This is a genomic window from Nesterenkonia alkaliphila, from assembly GCF_009758175.1.
Taxonomy (GTDB): domain Bacteria; phylum Actinomycetota; class Actinomycetes; order Actinomycetales; family Micrococcaceae; genus Nesterenkonia; species Nesterenkonia alkaliphila.
The window spans coordinates 22,016-39,142 of record NZ_WRPM01000085.1; the positions used below are offsets into that span (position 1 = coordinate 22,016).

The 17,127-nt window shown below is 65.6% G+C and carries 17 protein-coding genes and 1 pseudogene; 2 read left to right on the plus strand and 16 right to left on the minus strand.

Annotated features, from left to right (window positions below; all coding sequences use genetic code 11):
* Position 1: 1 nt before the first annotated feature.
* From GNZ21_RS11800 to GNZ21_RS11825, 6 genes are all read right to left on the minus strand, one after another.
* Positions 2-1,252 carry a glutamate-5-semialdehyde dehydrogenase gene (locus tag GNZ21_RS11800; protein WP_157324587.1) on the minus strand — a complete coding sequence of 417 codons (1,251 nt, stop codon included), beginning with the start codon at positions 1,250-1,252 and terminating at the stop codon, positions 2-4.
* Positions 1,249-2,367, minus strand: coding sequence for a glutamate 5-kinase (gene proB, locus GNZ21_RS11805; protein WP_188503755.1), 1,119 nt, complete (start codon positions 2,365-2,367; stop codon positions 1,249-1,251). The genes GNZ21_RS11800 and proB overlap by 4 nt, the downstream gene beginning before the upstream one ends.
* Positions 2,364-3,908, minus strand: a complete 1,545-nt coding sequence (gene obgE, locus GNZ21_RS11810; RefSeq protein ID WP_157324589.1) for a GTPase ObgE — start codon at positions 3,906-3,908, stop codon at positions 2,364-2,366. Before obgE ends, proB begins: the two co-directional genes overlap by 4 nt.
* Before the next feature lie 85 nt (positions 3,909-3,993).
* The gene (rpmA, locus tag GNZ21_RS11815) at positions 3,994-4,251 is read right to left on the minus strand and encodes a 50S ribosomal protein L27 (RefSeq protein WP_157324591.1); all 258 of its coding nucleotides are present in this window, start codon (positions 4,249-4,251) and stop codon (positions 3,994-3,996) included.
* A gap of 51 nt (positions 4,252-4,302) precedes the next feature.
* On the minus strand, positions 4,303-4,611 hold the full coding sequence (gene rplU / locus GNZ21_RS11820) for a 50S ribosomal protein L21 (RefSeq protein WP_188503757.1): 309 nt from the start codon (positions 4,609-4,611) through the stop codon (positions 4,303-4,305).
* A gap of 71 nt (positions 4,612-4,682) precedes the next feature.
* Positions 4,683-7,322: an Rne/Rng family ribonuclease gene (locus tag GNZ21_RS11825; RefSeq protein ID WP_232532830.1), complete on the minus strand. Its 2,640-nt coding sequence runs from the start codon at positions 7,320-7,322 to the stop codon at positions 4,683-4,685.
* A gap of 348 nt (positions 7,323-7,670) precedes the next feature.
* On the opposite strand from GNZ21_RS11825, the gene GNZ21_RS11830 reads away from it, so the two are divergent.
* Entirely contained in the window at positions 7,671-8,342 is a 672-nt protein-coding gene (locus GNZ21_RS11830; RefSeq protein WP_229659564.1) for a vitamin K epoxide reductase family protein, read from the plus strand.
* Here the strand turns inward: GNZ21_RS11830 and GNZ21_RS11835 are convergent.
* From GNZ21_RS11835 to GNZ21_RS11850, 4 genes are read right to left on the minus strand one after another with little or no spacing between them, the layout of a single operon-like run.
* The gene (locus GNZ21_RS11835; protein WP_157324595.1) at positions 8,326-9,192 is read right to left on the minus strand and encodes a M20/M25/M40 family metallo-hydrolase; all 867 of its coding nucleotides are present in this window, start codon (positions 9,190-9,192) and stop codon (positions 8,326-8,328) included. The two genes, GNZ21_RS11830 and GNZ21_RS11835, sit on opposite strands and share 17 nt — an antisense overlap.
* A complete protein-coding gene (locus tag GNZ21_RS11840) occupies positions 9,189-9,941 on the minus strand; it encodes a lipoate--protein ligase family protein (RefSeq protein ID WP_157324597.1) in 753 nt (250 codons plus the stop codon). The genes GNZ21_RS11835 and GNZ21_RS11840 overlap by 4 nt, the downstream gene beginning before the upstream one ends.
* Before the next feature lie 44 nt (positions 9,942-9,985).
* Entirely contained in the window at positions 9,986-10,489 is a 504-nt protein-coding gene (locus tag GNZ21_RS11845; protein ID WP_157324599.1) for a TspO/MBR family protein, read from the minus strand.
* Between the two features lies 1 nt (position 10,490).
* A complete protein-coding gene (locus GNZ21_RS11850) occupies positions 10,491-12,194 on the minus strand; it encodes a thiamine pyrophosphate-dependent enzyme (RefSeq protein WP_268234866.1) in 1,704 nt (567 codons plus the stop codon).
* A gap of 268 nt (positions 12,195-12,462) precedes the next feature.
* Between GNZ21_RS11850 and GNZ21_RS16350 the strand changes: the two genes are divergently transcribed.
* Positions 12,463-12,738 (plus strand): hypothetical protein, encoded by a 276-nt coding sequence (locus GNZ21_RS16350; protein WP_414477747.1) that lies wholly within the window; start codon positions 12,463-12,465, stop codon positions 12,736-12,738.
* Positions 12,739-12,748: 10 nt separating this feature from the next.
* On the opposite strand, the gene GNZ21_RS11855 is transcribed toward GNZ21_RS16350, so the two are convergent.
* The 6 genes and pseudogenes from GNZ21_RS11855 to GNZ21_RS15990 form a co-directional block, all read right to left on the minus strand.
* Complete coding sequence (locus tag GNZ21_RS11855; protein ID WP_157324601.1) at positions 12,749-13,375, minus strand: NADPH-dependent FMN reductase; 627 nt, start codon at positions 13,373-13,375, stop codon at positions 12,749-12,751.
* Between the two features lie 59 nt (positions 13,376-13,434).
* Entirely contained in the window at positions 13,435-14,010 is a 576-nt protein-coding gene (locus tag GNZ21_RS11860; RefSeq protein ID WP_157324603.1) for an FAD-dependent monooxygenase, read from the minus strand.
* Positions 13,958-14,527, minus strand: a complete 570-nt coding sequence (locus GNZ21_RS11865; protein ID WP_157324605.1) for an FAD-dependent monooxygenase — start codon at positions 14,525-14,527, stop codon at positions 13,958-13,960. The genes GNZ21_RS11860 and GNZ21_RS11865 overlap by 53 nt, the downstream gene beginning before the upstream one ends.
* A gap of 67 nt (positions 14,528-14,594) precedes the next feature.
* Positions 14,595-14,996 carry a hypothetical protein gene (locus tag GNZ21_RS11870; RefSeq protein WP_157324607.1) on the minus strand — a complete coding sequence of 134 codons (402 nt, stop codon included), beginning with the start codon at positions 14,994-14,996 and terminating at the stop codon, positions 14,595-14,597.
* Entirely contained in the window at positions 14,996-15,268 is a 273-nt protein-coding gene (locus GNZ21_RS11875; protein WP_157324609.1) for a hypothetical protein, read from the minus strand. Before GNZ21_RS11875 ends, GNZ21_RS11870 begins: the two co-directional genes overlap by 1 nt.
* 1,114 nt (positions 15,269-16,382) lie before the next feature.
* Positions 16,383-17,096: pseudogene (locus tag GNZ21_RS15990) on the minus strand (SDR family oxidoreductase).
* Positions 17,097-17,127: the final 31 nt, after the last annotated feature.

The window sequence follows — 17,127 nt, forward strand, 5'->3', positions numbered from 1 at the left end:
CTCAGCGGATCTGGCCCTCACCACGGACGATCCACTTGGTGGTGGTCAGCTCCGCCATGCCCATCGGTCCGCGGGCATGCATCTTCTGGGTGGAGATCCCCACCTCGGCCCCGAGACCAAACTGCCCGCCGTCGGTGAACCGGGTGGATGCGTTGACGATGACCGCTGCGGCATCAACCTCTGCGATGAACTTCTCCGCGCTGGCCACCGAATCAGTGACGATGGCCTCAGTGTGCCCGGTGCTGTGCCGGCTGATGTGGGCAATGGCCTCATCGATGGAGTCCACCACGCCCACTGCGATCTCCAGATCGTGGAACTCGGTGCCGTAGTGCACCTCGGTGACCTCATCAACGCGGCCGGTCTCTGCCGGCAGCCACTGCTGGGCGCGCGGATCAACATGAAGCACGACGCCGCCCTTGGACAGTTCTGCCAACACCTCCTTGGCGGCCCGCCCGGCCTCGGCGTGGAAGAGGACCGTCTCGGCTGCGTTGCACACGCTGGGCCGGGAGGTCTTGGCATTGTGCACTATTCGGCGGGCCAGCTGCGGGTCGGCTGTGGCGTCCACGTAGATGTGCACATTGCCCTCACCGGTCTCGATCACGGGGACCCGGGCGCTGTTGACCACATGCTGGATCAGCTCCCGCCCGCCGCGTGGGATGAGCACATCGACGCTGCCGCGAGTGGTCATCAGCTCGGTGGCGCCCTCACGGCCGTAGGGGTCGATGGTCTGCACGGCGTCCACCGGAAGCCCCGAGTCCCGCAGGGCGTTGCGGATCACGCTGATCAGCAGTTCATTGGTGGACTGCGCCGCAGATCCGCCGCGCAGCACTGCGGCGTTGCCGGACTTCAGAGCCAGGGCGGCGATATCCACGGTGACATTGGGCCGGGCCTCATAGATGACCCCGATCACGCCCAGGGGCACCGCCACCTGGGTCAGCCGCAGCCCGTTGGGCAGGGTGCGGCCCTGTACGACTCGGCCCACTGGGTCGGCCAAGCCGATGATCTCCTCAACCGCTGCCGCCAGTGCCTCGATCCGCCCGGCGTCCAGCCGCAGCCGGTCCTGCAGCGAGGTGGATACTCCGTTCTCCCGGGCCCGGACCAGGTCCTGCTCATTGGCGGTGATCAGGGAACCTGCGGATTCGCGCAGACGATCGGCCACGGCCTGCAGGGCGCGGTCCTTATGCCGGCGGTCGGCTCGGCCCAGCGGGCCTGCGGCCTGCCGGGCGCGGGTGCTGATCTCTGCAATAGTCATCGCGTTGCCTCCAGTCGTGCCATGTCATCAGTATGGACCACCGGGCGCTGGTAGTCCTCGCCGAGTTCCTCCCCCAGCTGTGCGGTCTTCTTTCCACGCATCCTGCGCACCTCCTCGGCGGAGAAGGAGCTCAGCCCCCGGGCGTGCACGGTGCCGGTGCCGCTGGTGATATCGACGACGTCGCCGGCTTCGAAGCTGCCAGTGACCTCAGTGATGCCCGCAGCCAGCAGGGATCGGCGGGCGCCGATCACCGCTTCCACCGCCCCGGTGTCGATGGTGATGCTGCCCTTGGTGTGCGCCAGGTGGGCCAACCAGGCCGAGCGAGCACCGCGGCGCTTGCCGCGGGGTAGGAAGAGGGTGCCGACTTCGGCGCCGTCAAACAATGCTGCGGCCTGCGCTGCTGAGGTCAGTCGGGCCGGGATGCCGTGGGCGGTGACGATATTGGCGGCCTCCACTTTGGTGACCATCCCGCCGGTGCCGATGCCCGCCCGGCCGCGCGGGCCCAGGGTGACTCCGCTGAGGTCCTCAGTGCGTTCGATCCTGGCGATCGGGCTGCCGCCTTCTGCCGGCGGGCCGTCGTAGAGGGCGTCCACATCGGAGAGCAGCACCAGCCCGTCCGCGTGGATGAGATTGGCGGTGAGCGCGGCGAGCCGGTCGTTATCGCCGAAGCGGATCTCAGCGGTGGCCACGGCGTCGTTCTCGTTGATGATGGGCACCACTCCCAGGGCCAGCAGCTTCTCCAGTGCGCGCAGGGCGTTGACATAGGTGGCCCTGCGGATGAGGTCTTCCACGGTCAGCAGCACCTGGCCCACCTGGGCGCCGTGGTGGGCGAAGGCCCGGGAGTAGTGGGCCAGCAGCTGGCCCTGGCCCACGGCGGCGGCAGCCTGCTGGGCGGCGAGGTCCGCAGGGCGGCGGTCAAGTCCCAGCGGGGCGAGCCCGGCGGCTATGGCCCCGGAGGAGACCAGAACGATCTCGGTGCCGCGGGCACGCAGCTGCTGGCAGGCATCCACCAGCCGGTTCAGCGCCTGCACACTGATCCCGCCGTCCAGGGTGGTCAGGCTGGAGGAGCCGACTTTGATGACCAGGCGTTTGGCAGCGGTGATGTCCCAGTTCACCGGCTCTGCCCCTCTTCGGGGCCCGGCTGGGTGTAGACGACTTCCACCTCGCTGCCGTCTGAATCATCGGCTGCGTAGAGCTCTTCCATCTCCTGGCGGACCTGCTGCTTGGCGGCTCGGCGTTCGGCCTGGTCCTGTTTCTTCTCCGCGCGGGTGGGCCGCTGGGTGTCCTCGAAGCGCAGGTCGGTGCCGCGTGCGCCGAGATGTTCGGCGCCGGCAGCCATAGTGGGCTCCCAGTCGAAGACCACCCCGTCCTCCTCGCGGCCGATCACCACCGCGTCCCCGGGGGTGGCGCCGAGTTTGAAGAGTTCATCCTCGATGCCCAGAGCCTGCAGCCGGTCGGCCAGGTAGCCCACGGCCTCGTCGTTGTTGAAATCAGTCTGCAGAATCCAGCGCTCGGGCTTGGTCCCGCGCACCCGCCACAGTGGTTCGCCAGATTTCTCCTCACGGGAGATGGTGAAGCCCTTGTCATTGATCGCCTTGGGCCGCAGTGTCACTGGGACCGGCGCCTCGGCCACCTCCTGGGCGGCCCGGGCCTCGGATACCAGCTCGGCCATGGCGAAGCTGAGTTCGCGCAGTCCTTTTCGGGAGATCGCGGAGATCTCGAAGACCTGGAAGCCGCGCTCCTCCAAGGTTCCGCGGACCATCTCGGCCATCTCGGCGCCATCGGGCAGGTCGGTCTTGTTCAGAGCGACCAACCGGGGGCGCTCGGTCAGCGGCAGCCCGTCTGCGGCGTAGGCTGCCAGCTCAGCCTCGATGGCGTCCAGATCGGCCACCGGGTCCCGGTCAGTCTCCAGGGTGCCGCAGTCCAGCACATGCACCAGGGCAGCGCAGCGCTCCACATGGCGCAGGAACTCATGGCCCAGGCCTTTGCCCTCGGCGGCGCCGGGGATGAGTCCGGGCACATCGGCCACCGTGAACCGGGTCTCTCCGGCGGCCACCACCCCGAGGTTGGGGATCAGGGTGGTGAAGGGGTAGTCGGCAATCTTGGGCCGGGCTGCTGAGAGTGCCGCGATCAGGCTGGACTTTCCGGCGGAGGGGAAGCCGACCAGCGCGATATCGGCTACCGACTTCACCTCCAGCACCACCTCGGCCTCCTGGCCGGGGGTGCCCAGTAGGGCGAAGCCGGGGGCTTTGCGCTTTCGGGAGGCCAGGGCGGCGTTGCCCAGCCCGCCCTGTCCGCCTTCTGCGATGCGTGCCCGTGCTCCGGCGCCCACCAGATCGGCCAGCACATTGCCGTCGCGGTCCTTGACCACGGTGCCGTCGGGCACCGGCAGCTCCAGGGTGGCTCCCTTGTGCCCGTGCCGCAGGCTGCCCTGCCCCACTCCCCCGTTTTCGGCGCGGCGGTGCGGGCGGTGGTGGTAGTCCAGCAGTGTGGTGGTGTTGGGGTCCACCACCAGATCCACGTGCCCGCCGTCGCCGCCGTTGCCGCCGTCTGGCCCGCCGAGGGGTTTGAACTTCTCCCGGTGCACGGAGATGCAGCCAGTGCCGCCGTTGCCACCGGCGGCGTGCAGCACCACCCGGTCCACAAAATGGGCCATTGATCTACCTCCGTGTCAGTGTGTGGGTACTAAAAAGCCCCGCCAGCGCGAACGCTGCGGGGCCATTTAGTGTGTTGCCGCAGTCTCAGACTGCCGCTGGAACGATGTTCACAACCTTGCGTCCGCGCTTGGAGCCGAACTCCACGGCACCGTCGGCCAGGGCGAACAGGGTGTCGTCGCCGCCGCGGCCCACATTGGTGCCGGGGTGGAACTTGGTGCCGCGCTGGCGGATGAGGATCTCGCCGGCGGAGACGGTCTGACCGCCGAAGCGCTTCACGCCGAGCCGCTGTGCATTCGAGTCGCGACCGTTGCGGGTCGAGCTCGCGCCTTTCTTATGTGCCATTAGTCTGCCTGCCTCTCAGGAATGTTATCTAGGGCTAAGTCTACCGCCGGATCAGGCGATGGAGGTGACCTTCACACGGGTCAGCTCAGAACGGTGGCCCTGGCGCTTGTGGTAGCCAGTCTTGTTCTTGAACTTATGAATGACGATCTTCTTTCCGCGGAGGTTCTCCTGAACCTCAGCGGTGACCTTCACGCCGGACAGCTCATCGGCGGAGGTGGTGACCTTCTCCCCGTCTACCAGCATCACCGCCGGCAGCTCGATGGTGCTGCCTGCCTCGGCGTCGACGCGGTCAAGGGTCACGAGGTCTCCTACCGAAACCTTCTCCTGGCGGCCGCCTGCGCGGACAATCGCGTACACCACTTGGGACTCACTTCTCTCGTTGAACATGTGCAAAAAAGATTCTGGGCGCAGATCAGCGCCAGCGATCTATACTACTCGGATTGGTTGTTACGGGCAAGTTCATCGGCGCTGACGCCGACTCCCAGCATCACCGGCTCCTCGGCCGGCTCGGCTTTGGGCTTGGCAGCAGATGACGACGACGCAAAGGTCTTCTCGGTGCCCTGAGCGGTGGTCTTGACTTCAGTCACCTCTCCAGAGGCGCCCTGGGCGGAGCCTGCTGCCCGGCGCCGCCTGCGGCTGCGGGTCTCCAGGGCACTCTCCAGAGCATCGAGGCTGGGGGCTTTCTCCCCGGTGCCTGGTCCGCTCTGGGGCTTCTGAGCATCTTTTCGCTGCCGGCGCGGGACCTCTACCGTCTCCCCGCCGATGGTCAATGTGGGGGAATCAGCCTTCTTCTCAGAGGGCGGAGCCTGCCGTTCCCGGCGCTGCCGCTGGCCGCCCTGGCCGCGCTCTGTGCGCTGCTGCTCGGGGGTTTCATCCTGCTTCTCCTCGGACTTTCCGTTGGTGGCAGCCAGCACCTTCGCCATGCCCTGGGAAGCCTTCTCGAGTTTCTTGAGCTCTTTGGGATCGGGCTGGTGGGCCTCGTCGTCGTTCTTCCTGCCCCGCTTCTTGCGTTTCTTGGCGTTCCTGCCGGTGTTCACCTCACCCTCAGAGGTGTAGGAGGGGCGGTTCTCCACCGGTTCGGGGTGGGTGATGATGCCGCGGCCGGAGCAGTGCTCGCATTCGGTGGAGAAGACCTCCAGCAGCCCGGTGCCCATGCGCTTGCGGGTCATCTGGACCAGGCCCAAGCTGGTGACCTCTGCCACCTGGTGTTTGGTGCGGTCCCTGCCCAGGCACTCCACCATGCGGCGCAGCACCAGGTCCCGGTTGGACTCCAGGACCATATCGATGAAGTCGATGACGATGATTCCGCCGATATCGCGCAGCCGCAGCTGGCGGACGATCTCCTCGGCGGCTTCGAGGTTGTTCTTGGTGACCGTCTCCTCGAGGTTCCCGCCGGATCCGGTGAACTTGCCGGTATTGACGTCCACCACGGTCATCGCCTCGGTGCGGTCGAAGACCAGTGAGCCGCCGGAGGGCAGCTTGACGTTGCGGTCCAGCGCTTTGTTCAGCTGCTCGTCAATCCGGTGGTGGGCAAAGATGTCCTCAGCCTGGCCCTCCTGCGGCTCCCACTGCTTGCAGCGGTCCAGCAGGTGGGGCGCTACGTAGGTGACGTAAGCCTCAATATTGTCCCAGGTCTCCTCGCCCTGGACCTCCATGGCGGAGAAGTCCTCGTTGAACACGTCGCGGACCACCTTGATGGTCAGGTCGGGTTCGGCGTAGAGCAGTTCGGGGGCCAGCACCTTCTTGTCCTGGGTCTGGGACTGGATGGTCTCCCAGAGGGAGCGCAGCCGGTTGATGTCATTGGTGAGCTCCTCCTCGGAGGCGCCCTCGGCCGCGGTGCGCACGATTACCCCGGCGTTCTCCGGCATCTGTTCCTTGAGGATCTTCTTCAGCCGGGCCCGCTCGGTATCGGGCAGCTTGCGGGAGATGCCGGTCATGGAGCCGCCGGGGACGAACACCAGGTATCGGCCGGGCAGGGAGACCTGGCTGGTCAGCCGAGCGCCCTTATGGCCCACTGGGTCCTTGGTGACCTGCACCAGTACGGAGTCCCCGGATTTCAGCGCGTTCTCGATCTTGCGGGGGGCATTGCCGATGTTCGCGCCCTCCCAGTCGACCTCGCCGGCGTAGAGCACCGCGTTGCGCCCGCGGCCGATGTCTACGAAGGCCGCCTCCATGGAGGGCAGCACGTTCTGCACCTTGCCCAGGTAGACGTTGCCGATCAGGGAGTCCTGGGTAGTGTGGGAGACGTAGTGCTCAGCCAGCACACCGTCCTCCAGCACGCCGATCTGGATCCGCTCACCGCGCTGACGGACGATCATCTTCCGATCAACGGATTCGCGGCGGGCCAGGAACTCGGCCTCAGTGATGATGCCGCGGCGGCGCCCGGAGTCCCGGGAGTTGCGGCGGCGCTGACGTTTGGCCTCCAGGCGGGTGGAGCCCTTCACCGAGGAAACTTTGTCTGAGCCGGTGCCGGAGTCCGACTCCCGGCCCGAGCGGATGCGAGTGACGGTGTGGCCGTCCTCGTCCTCAATCTCCATATCGGCGTTGCCGCGGCGGCGGCGGCGCTTCTTACGGATTACCTGCCCGTCATCGTCCTTCTCAGAGGAGGCACCTTCTCCTCCGCCGCCCTGGGCTCGGTTCTGATCCTGCTGGTTCTGATCCTGCTGCGATCCGCCGCGGCCCTGCTCGCCCTGGTCCTGGTCGGCAGACTTCTCAGAGTCATTGCCGTCCTGATTCTCCCCTGACTTATTGCGGCTGCGACCGCCGCGGCGGCGCTTGCGCCGGTTCTTCCGGCCCGAGCCCTGGTCCTCGTCTGAGTCGTCATCGGTGCCCGAGGAGGAGTCAGGGCTCTGCCGCTCGGCGTCGTCGTCATCCTGCTGCGGGGCGGGTTTGGACTGTTTAGGCGGAAGTTTAGAGAGGTCGGGGGCCTGGAACATCACGTCCAGGGGGTCGGCTTCTACCGGTGCCGGATCCGCGGCGGTCTGCGCAGTGGCCTCTGCCCCTGGGTGTCCGGGCTCCGGGGCCGAGAAGGGGTTGAAGATCTCTTCAGGTTCATTGGTGGTGGATGTCAAAGCTTCTCCAGCCGCAGCCTGCACCGCCACACTCGGCGAGTCCGCGACATTGTCGGTATCGGTTCACCGGTCTGATCCTCACTGCCGGGCGCTGCCGTCCCGAGGGGCGGCGCGCTCTGCTCAGCATGAGCCTCCTACCGGTCACGCGCGATGGGTTTCTCTCACCGGCGGCATCTTGATGTGTCAGTTGTGCCGTGCGGACTGTTCTCTGTGTCCACGACGGGTGCCTGCCGGTTGGTTCTCGCGTGTGAAAGCCTTCTCAGAGACTCAGGTGTGGTCTGCGCCTCCGATCCATTCATTGTTGCATACGAATACGAACAGCTTTGCCTGCGGGCGTAGAATGGGGCTATGTCCACCATGGTTGAGGCCCAGGATTCCAGGGCCGATGACAGCGCCGATCTGCTCACCGACTCCTCGCCCGCCGGGCGTGTCCCGTCTTTTGCGCGCCCAGTCGGTTTTGTGCTGTGGCTGCTGGTCACCGCAGCGGTGGGGGCTGCCGCCAGCTTCCTGCTGCTCTATGAGCGGGTCCAGCTGTGGAACGACACCGAATATGTCACTGCCTGTGATGTGAACCCATGGGTATCCTGTGGTGCGGTCATGGAGTCCTGGCAGGCTGCCACGTTCGGGTTCCCTAATATTTTCATCGGTGTGGTGGCCTTTCCGCTGCTGATTGCAGTCGCGGTGAGCCTGCTGGCAGCCGGGGGCCGGATGCCGGCCTGGTACTACCTGGGATTGCAGGCCGGAGTTGTATTCGCCATGGGGTTCATCACCTGGCTGTGGTACTCCGCGGTGTACAGCATCGGGGTGCTGTGCCCCTACTGCATGATCGTGTGGGCGGCGGTGATCCCGTTGTTCGTGGTGACCACGGCACGGAATATCGTCCACGGGGTGATTCCTGCCCCGCCGGGACTGAAGCGGGTGGCCCGTGACTGGTGGTGGGTGGCCATTGTGGTGATCTACCTGCTGGTCTTCGCCTCGATCCTGCTGAACTTCACCGAGGCCTTCACCTACGGGCTCTGAGCAGCTCGGTGATAGTACCCACCACCTGAGCGGCGAACAGTAGGTCCAGGGTCTCCAGGGTGTCGGTGGCCTGGTGGTAGTGCGGATTCCGGAAGTTCGCGGTGTCGGTGATCATGATTCCCGGGATGCCCTGGCGCCAGTAGGCGGCGTGGTCTGAACGGCTGGCATTGCCGATGGCTTCGGCCGAGGCCACCAGAGGCACAGCGGGCAGCCCCTGAGCCTCCGCAGCCTCCAGCAGCGCCTGAACCCAGTCTGCAGCGGTCTCATCGGCCACAATGCCCAGGAAGTCGCCGGTCTGCGGCACCTGAAAGCCGCCAGCCTTTAGTGCCTGCTCTGCCTGGGGCGGCAGCTGCTGGGTTTCTCCGGTGTAGGCGATCATCTCCAGGGATATCCCAGAGAGGATCTGCTCGCCGCGGTCCAGTGAGGCGGCGAGGTGGGCGGTGCTGCCGGGCAGCCCTGCCGCCTCCTCCTCGGCGAAGAAGCAGAGCCGGACTGGGTGATGCGGCGGGTGCTGAGCCAGGTGCCGGGCGATCTCCAGCAGACCTGCGACCCCGGAGGCGTTGTCATCGGCTCCCGGGCTGTCCGGCACGCTGTCCCAGTGGGCGCCGATATCCAACACCGGCTGATCTGTGCCTGCCAGATGCCCTGTGTAGTTGGTCTGCACTGTGTAGTTGGTCTGGTGGGCGGCACTGCCGTACTGGTGGCGGGCGACGTCGTACCCGAAACCCTCCAAGGTGGTGGTGATGTACTCCTGGGCGGCGCTGACCGAGGCCGGGTTCACCGGGTGCCGCGGGCCGTGAGCGGTCAGCGCGGCGGTGTGCTGGGCCAGGCGGGAGGTGAGCTGGGTCATACCTCTATAGTGGCACCGCTGAGATCCCAGTATTGGGCATAGGTCTCCAGGACCGCGTTCTCCACCTCGCAGGGGGTCACCCCCGGGGCCACATCGGTGGCGGCGCCGGCAGTCAGTGGGTCCCATTCGATCCCCAGGGCGGAGTACACCTCGGTGAGCACCTGCCTGATCAGCGGGCCTTCGCTGACCAGCACCGAGGATGAGAACAGCCAGCCGGTGGCGATCTGGCGTTGGGCGGTGCCGATGAGCTTGACTCTGCGGTCCGGCTGCTGTGGATCCAGCCCGTGCACTGAGTGCTCTCCGTAGCAGTACTCCCCCGGCAGTGGGCCCACCTGAGCGGGTACTCCGGCGGTGAGGAGTGCATCGGTGAGCAGCTCGGCGAAGGCGGAGAATCTGGCCTGGGACTCCCGGATGGGGTCCGGGTCAGGTTCAATATGGTCGATGACCAATGAGCCGGAGTTGTAGGCGGCGGCGCGGCCCCCGGCGCGGCGGACAACCGGTTCGAACCCGTGCTCCCGTGCGGCCTGCTGGGCGGCCTCGAAGCCGGGGAGTCTCCGGTCCCGCTGTCCGAAGGCCACCGTGGGCTGCGGGCGGTAGATCCGCAGCGTGGGCGGGGTGGCCTCAGGGTGCTCAGGGTCTGCGGCGTATTGCCGGGTGCCCTCCAGCAGTTTCAGCCCGAGCTCCAGATCCTCCACCGCGCCAAGCGACTCCCGCTGCCTGAAGACTCTGAGCTCACCCGCTGACTGCATGATCCTTGAGTCTATTTCACCTGCTGTGCCCGGGGCACTCCGGGTCAGTTTGCTATGGCGATGTAGAGGTTGAGCGAGGCCGCATAGGCCACCCATCCCAGATAGGGGAGCAGAAGAACGGCTGCGAGGCGGCTGATCGGCCAGAAGGCGCGGATAGTCAGTGCGAGCACCAGGATCAGCCCTAGGATGACTGCCATGGCACCCCAGAGTGCGGCGGTGCCCCAGGCCGGGTAGCCGGCGAAGAACAGCGGGGTCCAGAGGCCGTTGAGGACCAGTTGGGCGAGGTAGAGGCCCAGGGCCGTCCTGACCGCAGCTGCATGGCGGTGCCGCCAGACCAGCCAGGCTGCCACGCCCATCATGATGTACAACGTTGTCCATACCGGGCTGAAGACCCAGCTGGGCGGGTTCCAGGGCGCCACCTCGGCCTCGGAGTACCACCCGTCGGTATGCTCCGAGGTGGCTTGGCTGCCCAGGAAGCCCACCAGCAGCGGGACGGCGATCATCACGGCGAGCCCAAGAACCTGGATAGTGCGGGTCTGGCTGGCCATATCAGTCCAGTTCAGAGACGGGCAGGTACCGGTCCTGCTCGATCTCCAGGTAGCGGCGCATCAGGGCTGCCGGGCCTTCACCGGCGCTCTCCGCTGCGAGGGCCTCCTGCATCCCGGGGGCCTTGGACAGTGCATACGGCAGGGGCGGCAGGACGGGAGCGTCGGCGTCGGTGCGCACGTCGATGACCACCGGCCGGTCTGCGGAGAATGCTCTGCGGTAGGTCTCTTCCAGTTCCTCCGGCCTGCTCACGGTCAGGCCGATCAGCCCGTTGAGTTCGGCGTACTGCGCGTAGTCGAACCCTGGGAGGGTCTGGCTCGCAGGGAACCGGGGCTCGTTCTCCTTCTCGCGCTGTTCCCAGCTGACCTCGGCGAGATCACCGTTGTTGAGGATGACCACCACAAAGCGTGGGTCCTGCCAGTCGTGCCAGATGCGACCGAGCGTGATGAGTTCGTTGACCCCGAGCATCTGGGCTGCCCCGTCCCCGCTGAGCGCCACGACCGGGCGCTTCGGTGAGGCGGTCTTGGCCGCGATGCCGTATGGGATGGAGCAGCCCATACTGGCCAAGGTGCTGGAGAGGTGGGCGGTGCCCCGCGGGGGTGCGATCATCTGCCGCACGTACCAATAGACGCAGCTGCCGACATCAATGGCCAGCATCGCGTCCTCGGGGATGTGGCGATTCAGCACGTCTGCGGCCGCCTCGGGGTTCACCTTGGGCATCTCCACCCCGGCCCGACGAGCAGCAGTGTTGGCCTCCTCCTCCACCAGGCGCCGGACCGTGTCCCGCCACGGGCTCTCTCCCCGCGGCTCCACGCGTTCGGTGAGCTTCTCCGCGGTGAGTGCGGCATCGCCTACGATCCCGACATCGACCGGGTAGTGGTTGCCGAGCTTCGCCGGGTCGTTGTCGATCTGGACCGTCCTGCAGGAGCCAGGAACCGGGTAGTACTCGGTCCAGGGGTTATTGGATCCGATGATGACCAGGGTGTCGCAGCTCAGGAGAAGCTGCGCGCTGGCCGTGGTGCCCAGGTGCCCCATAGTTCCGACCACCAGGGGGTGGGTTTCGTCCAGGTGGGGTTTGCCCAACAGGCTGGTGGTCACCCCAGCGCCCACCTTCTCGGCAAGAGCCAGTATCTCGGCTCCGCAGCCGCGGGCCCCTTGGCCCACGAGGAAGGCGACCTTCTCCCCTGCGGCGATGAGCTCTGCGGCATCATTCAGATCGGAGGCAGCCGGGTCCATGCGAGGGGTCTTCCACAGTGGAGTGCTCTGCACATATCCGTGCTCATGGGGAATCTCCGGTGCGGCACCTGTCTGAATGTCCTGCGGGATGATCACCACTGAGGGGCCTGAGGAGGCCAGGGCCCGGCGGAAAGCTGTGTCGAGGGCCAGCGGGAGCTGTTCGGTGGAGGAGACCTGGAGGGTGAAGCTCGTCACGTCCTGGAAGATGGTGTGCAGGTCCACCTCCTGTTGGTCTCCTGAGCCCAGCGTAGTTGTGGGTTGCTGGCCGATGAGCGCCACCACGGGCACGCTGTCGAGTTTAGCGTCGTAGAGACCGTTAAGCAGGTGGAGTGCCCCGGGGCCCTGGGTCGAGGTGACCACACCCACCTGTCCTGAGTACTTGGCGTGTCCCGCTGCCATGAACGCAGCCGACTCCTCGTGCCGCGCCTGGACGAAGGTGAGCGGACGATCGCTGCTCTGTGAACGTCGTATCCCTCAGATCAGTCCGTTGTTGCCGTCGCCGGAGTAGCCGTAAACGCAGCTGACGTCCCAGTCCAGCAGACGAGAGACGACGAAGTCGGCACCGTTGAGATGGTGTTCCTGAGTCACAGGTTTCTCCTCTCGATGCTGTGTAATTGAGGCCTGTCTCGAGACTACGGCCGAAACGGGAGGCTGGCTAGGGGGTCCGCATGCTCCCTGAGTCTGATGGCCCCCGCAGAACTGCGACTCTGGAATGAGGCGGGGTTCATCCCCTGCTCCGATGCGCTGCCGGGTGCTGGCCGGGCAAGCTGGAGGCCATGACAACAACAGTGACCGCCACACAGCTGACCAAGATCTATGGCACCACCACCGCGCTCGATGCCGTGAGCCTGAGAATCCGCCCCGGGGAGTCGGTGGCCATCATGGGCCCCTCGGGTTCGGGCAAGACCCGGCAGAGAACCCCTACTGGACAGAACGTGCGGCACTGGTCTTCAAGGACCCTGACCGCTGGTCGGTGGTCCTGGCACCGTGGGTCTTCGGAGCCGCTCCGGACTGATCCGCAGTGCTCAGGTCCGGAATGGCCGGTTCGCCCGTGCCCAACTGAGCAGCTCGGTCCACCAGTGCAGCTCGGCGAGGCAGTTCTCCAAGGCACCGCGGGCGCCCTCACCGGGACTGTAGACGCCTTGGGCGTTGAGGTGTTCCCAGGGGGCCTGGAGCCCGATGGACCGTGCAACTGTGACCATATCGAGTTCGTTCAGAACACCTTTCAGATGTTCCACGCAGGCGTACCCGCCGCGTGCCCCATAGGCGATGATGGCAGCCGGCTTGAAGCTCCACTCGGAGAGGTGCCAGTCGATGAACCGCTTGAGGGAAGCGGGGAAGGAGTGGTTGTACTCGGGAGTGACGAAGACGAACGCCTCTGCGTCTGCGAGCCGGTCGGTGGTATCGGTGCGCGGGCTGCCGCCGGGATAGAGCAGGCGGTCATCGGGCAGTGTGATCGAGGTGAGGTCGATCAGGTCAGGTTCGACGCCGCCCCGGGCTTCTAAGGCCGCGAGGGCCCAGTCTGCCACGGGCGGGCTCATGCGGTCATCACGGAGGCTGGAGGAGATGACGGCGATCCGGCGGGCAGCGGAATCTACCTGGGTACGCGTGGACTGGGGTGAGGGGCTGGGGGTCCGTGTCTGGGTTGTCATACCCCCAGGCTGAAGGTTGAACAAATGGTGAAGTCAAGCTGTGCTGGATGCGGGCGCAGTCATCTCTGATCCGGGACCTGCCAGTCCAGGAACCCTCCGCCGGAACGTTGAGCCAGGCCCGCTGGAATACAGCCGAATGCTGCATTGCGTACCCGCTGCTTCCGGCCCGAGCCAAGGTGTGCACCGATACGGGCTATCGCCGCGGACTGCTTGACCAGCCGCTGGGTGCGGCGGCGTCGTTGGTTGTCGAGCTCACACAGAGCGGCCGGGATATCTGCGGTGTGCGGCGGGATCAGGCGGCCCACAGTTACCCCATCCTCCAGCGCGGAGTTCGCGCCCTGCCTCAAGGTGGGCAGCATTGGGTGTCCGGCGTCGCCGATCAGCACCATCCGACCGCGCACATAGCTCTTCAGCGGCTTGTCTAGCACCCACACGTCATGCCGCATCAGATGATCCGGCTCCGTGCCGGCAATCAGGGCTTGGGCGGCGTCGTGCCAGTCTGCAAACCGCTGACGCACCGCAGCCAACTCATCGGGGAACTCAGTGCCGGGCGGATACTTGGCGTAGCCGTACCAGTACACCTCACCGTGACCCACTGGCAGAGCACCGAACTCGGCATGCCGACCCCAACTCATCGCGAATTCCTCGGTGACCAGTTCGGCAGCGGGGACAATGGCCCGCGCCGACCACCAGATCAGCTGGCACCCGCTGTTGCCCGTTCGCGGTGTCCACGAGGACCACGGCTTGCTGGTCAGTGCCACCGGGGTCGATCCTCACCACGCGCATACCGGTGCTCAGCTCGGCCTCCGCGGCGGCATCCAGCAGTGCGGTGTGCAGCCGCTGCCGGTGCATGCCGTACATCCGGGTAGTTCCGGCAGCGTGGTACGGCAGCTTCATCAGCCAGGAGCCGTCCATGAACTGCGTGCCTGCTGGTCGTATCCGTTGGCCCTCGCGTTCCAGCGCTCCGTCAGCTCCGATCGCGTCCAGTGCGCGCTGGTCGTTCGCTGTGACTCCGAGTCCAGCGCCCACTTCGGAGAACGACGACGCCTGTTCGATCACCCTGGTATGCCATCCCGCGCGCAGCAGACTCGCTGCCGCAGCCAGCCCGGCAATCCCGCCGCCAACGACCACAGCCCGAGGTTCTGCGCTCACTGGCATACCTCGAATCTAGCAGTCACGGCTGGATCGCCGTGCCTGAGGGAGGACTACTCCTGGTTGGTCACCGCAGATCCTTCTGCGTTGCATACCGTTTCAGCTTCACCTCAGATGGCGGGTACCTGCGGACGTGCTTCGGCAGCTGCAGAACGGCGCTCATCAGCAGTGCCGAGACGGCCAGGGACAGCGGTAGATGCAACCACAGCGGACCACCCAGACGAGAGCCCCCGGCCACAGACTCGCTGAAGTCCCAGTTCACCTGTATGCCCCCGCATATCCCCGCCCAGAAGAGGAGGACACCCAAGAGGAACAGAACAGCAATAACCGCCAGCTCCACCCACCAATGAGCGCGGATCTGTGACCGCCTGGCCTTATCGATGCTGTCCAGGTGCAGCAGTTGCGCAGATCGTTCCTGGGCACGCTGTCGCGTCCGCGCTCGGCGCCGCAACTCAGCACGGCTACCCATCACGCCGGCTCAGCCTGCTTTCGATGGGAACGCCGCAGCGCGATGCGTTTGATGATCATCCGCAGCCCCAGGTAGATGACCAGCAGAGAAGCCACCGGGAAAATGACAAACGCCATACGCGCCTGTTCCACATAGCTTTCCCAGCTTCCGCCGCCCAGAATATAAACCGCCCAGGGCATGAGCATGATCACTGCACCAACATAGGTCACGAATAGACCCAGCAGGATACGGCCGACTCCAGGTCTCTTGGTACGAGTCAATTTCTCAGACACAGCACTATTGTCATCGACACCTCTGTGGCTATTCATTCATCGTTCTTTCAGTGATCCAGGGCCTGCGGAGTGTTCCAGGAGATCTCAGACGCACCGAAGGGCTCGCCGGCACGTGGGCTCTGCGTCAGGAGCAACTGCCGACGTCGAAGCTCGCGAAGGCTTTCAGCCACATCCAGTTCCATGGGCGCTCCCAAGTCCGCCTCCCCAGCGATGTTCTGCCGGCCCTGGTTCGGTTCGCCCGGCCTGCCGGTGCCCGAGACCGCGTCGCTTTGACGATCTCAAGCGACTACCCCGAAGCGGTCACGCTGGTCAGCCGCCTATATGACGAACTGGGCTTCGATGCAGTCGACAACAGCCCGCTGAGCGAGTCCTGGCGCAGCGCCCCAGGCACCCCGCATGGGATCGATCCTTTGACGGACAAACCCGGGAAGAACTCATCTGCAACCTCCAACGGGCAACACCTCCCGAGCCCTATGGCAGGTTGTGGCACGAGATTGACGGGGTCACTGAGCCAAAATAGGGCTGGCAGTCCGCTCTGCTTGCACCCGGAAGGTGCGCGCATGCCAGTTTGGGAAAGAAGGCGTAGCGAAACTGTGGGAACTCACGCCATATAGGCCAGAGTTCCCACAGTTTCGCTACAGGATCCGGAGAGTCTTAGAAGTCCCAGTTCTTGCCTTGGGGCATGAACTGGGCTGGATCTTGGGGCTTCGGCAGCTCCGCAGAACGGGCGTGTCCCCTGCGTGCCCCTCGTGCAGGAGCCTCTTTTTCGGTCGAGCTACGAGGTGTTGGCACATCAATCAGCCTACTCCCCCGGCAGCCACTCTTGCGGGGAACGCCACACCACCTGCCCGAACAAGCAGAGGAAGACATGAACCTCTTAGCGACAGTGGATGGGACCGGATGCGAGGCCGGGAGGCCTCAGCGCGCCCAGCAGCCCCTCGCCCTCTTCCCTACTCAACTACTCAACTACTCAAGCAGCAGGAACATCCACAGAGCCGATCGGTGGATCAGGGTTTAGTGTCGCGCTCATCACGGCACCTTCCCCACCGGATACAACCCTGGCGTGTCAGGCCGGAGGCACCGTTAAATGCACAGTCCCCGTAGAAGCGTGGCGTCACCAGGGGATGGCACCGTCGTCGAAGAATCCTCCGCGCGGGCCGTCGTCGGGCAGGGTGACGAGGTGAAGGGCGATCGCAGCGCCCTGTTCGGGTGCCCGGTCGGAAGCGTGGCCGGTGAAGTCGGTGGAGACGTAACCGGGACAGCAGGCGTTGATGATCACTTTCGTGTCGGCGAGTCGGCGGGCGTATTGTGCGGTCATGCTGTTGAGCATCGTCTTCGACGGCGCGTAGGCGGCCATCTGTGGCCCGGTCTGCAGGCTCAACGAGCCCATGTTGCTGGAGACGTTGACAATCCGCGGTGCTGGCGACTGCAGCAACAAGGGCAATACCGCGTTGGTCACCCGCACCACGCCGAAGACGTTCGTGTCCAGCACCTGACGGACCACGTCCAGGTCGAGCGTCATCGGGTCTTACGCCCCGCCGTCGCTCCTGCCACCGATGTCCGCGTTGTTGACCAGGACGTCGAGCCTGCCGGCCTCGCATCCGATAGTCGCGGCCGCGGCCGCGACACTCGCCTCGGAGGTGACGTCGAGGGCAACCCCGAACACGTCGATTCCCTGGCCGCGCAAGAGCTCGACGGCTGCCTCGCGCCTGCCGTCATCGCGCGCACCCAGGGCGACACGGAAACCGCGTTTCCCGAGTCCTTGCGCGATGGCCAGACCGATCCCCTTGTTCGCGCCCGTGACCAGCGCTACTTTCACTTCGTTCATACGCCCATGCTAGGAACGGGGGTAAACGTCA

Excerpts from the sequence above, each read along its gene's own strand:
- GNZ21_RS11800 (WP_157324587.1), bottom strand. The coding sequence starts at position 1,252 with ATGACTATTGCAGAGATCAGCACCCGCGCCCGGCAGGCCGCAGGCCCG.
- obgE (WP_157324589.1), bottom strand. The coding sequence starts at position 3,908 with ATGGCCCATTTTGTGGACCGGGTGGTGCTGCACGCCGCCGGTGGCAAC.
- rpmA (WP_157324591.1), bottom strand. The coding sequence starts at position 4,251 with ATGGCACATAAGAAAGGCGCGAGCTCGACCCGCAACGGTCGCGACTCG.
- GNZ21_RS11830 (WP_229659564.1), top strand. The coding sequence starts at position 7,671 with ATGTCCACCATGGTTGAGGCCCAGGATTCCAGGGCCGATGACAGCGCC.
- GNZ21_RS11835 (WP_157324595.1), bottom strand. The coding sequence starts at position 9,192 with ATGACCCAGCTCACCTCCCGCCTGGCCCAGCACACCGCCGCGCTGACC.
- GNZ21_RS11840 (WP_157324597.1), bottom strand. The coding sequence starts at position 9,941 with ATGCAGTCAGCGGGTGAGCTCAGAGTCTTCAGGCAGCGGGAGTCGCTT.
- GNZ21_RS11845 (WP_157324599.1), bottom strand. The coding sequence starts at position 10,489 with ATGGCCAGCCAGACCCGCACTATCCAGGTTCTTGGGCTCGCCGTGATG.
- GNZ21_RS16350 (WP_414477747.1), top strand. The coding sequence starts at position 12,463 with ATGCGCTGCCGGGTGCTGGCCGGGCAAGCTGGAGGCCATGACAACAAC.
- GNZ21_RS11855 (WP_157324601.1), bottom strand. The coding sequence starts at position 13,375 with ATGACAACCCAGACACGGACCCCCAGCCCCTCACCCCAGTCCACGCGT.
- GNZ21_RS11860 (WP_157324603.1), bottom strand. The coding sequence starts at position 14,010 with ATGAGTTGGGGTCGGCATGCCGAGTTCGGTGCTCTGCCAGTGGGTCAC.
- GNZ21_RS11870 (WP_157324607.1), bottom strand. The coding sequence starts at position 14,996 with ATGGGTAGCCGTGCTGAGTTGCGGCGCCGAGCGCGGACGCGACAGCGT.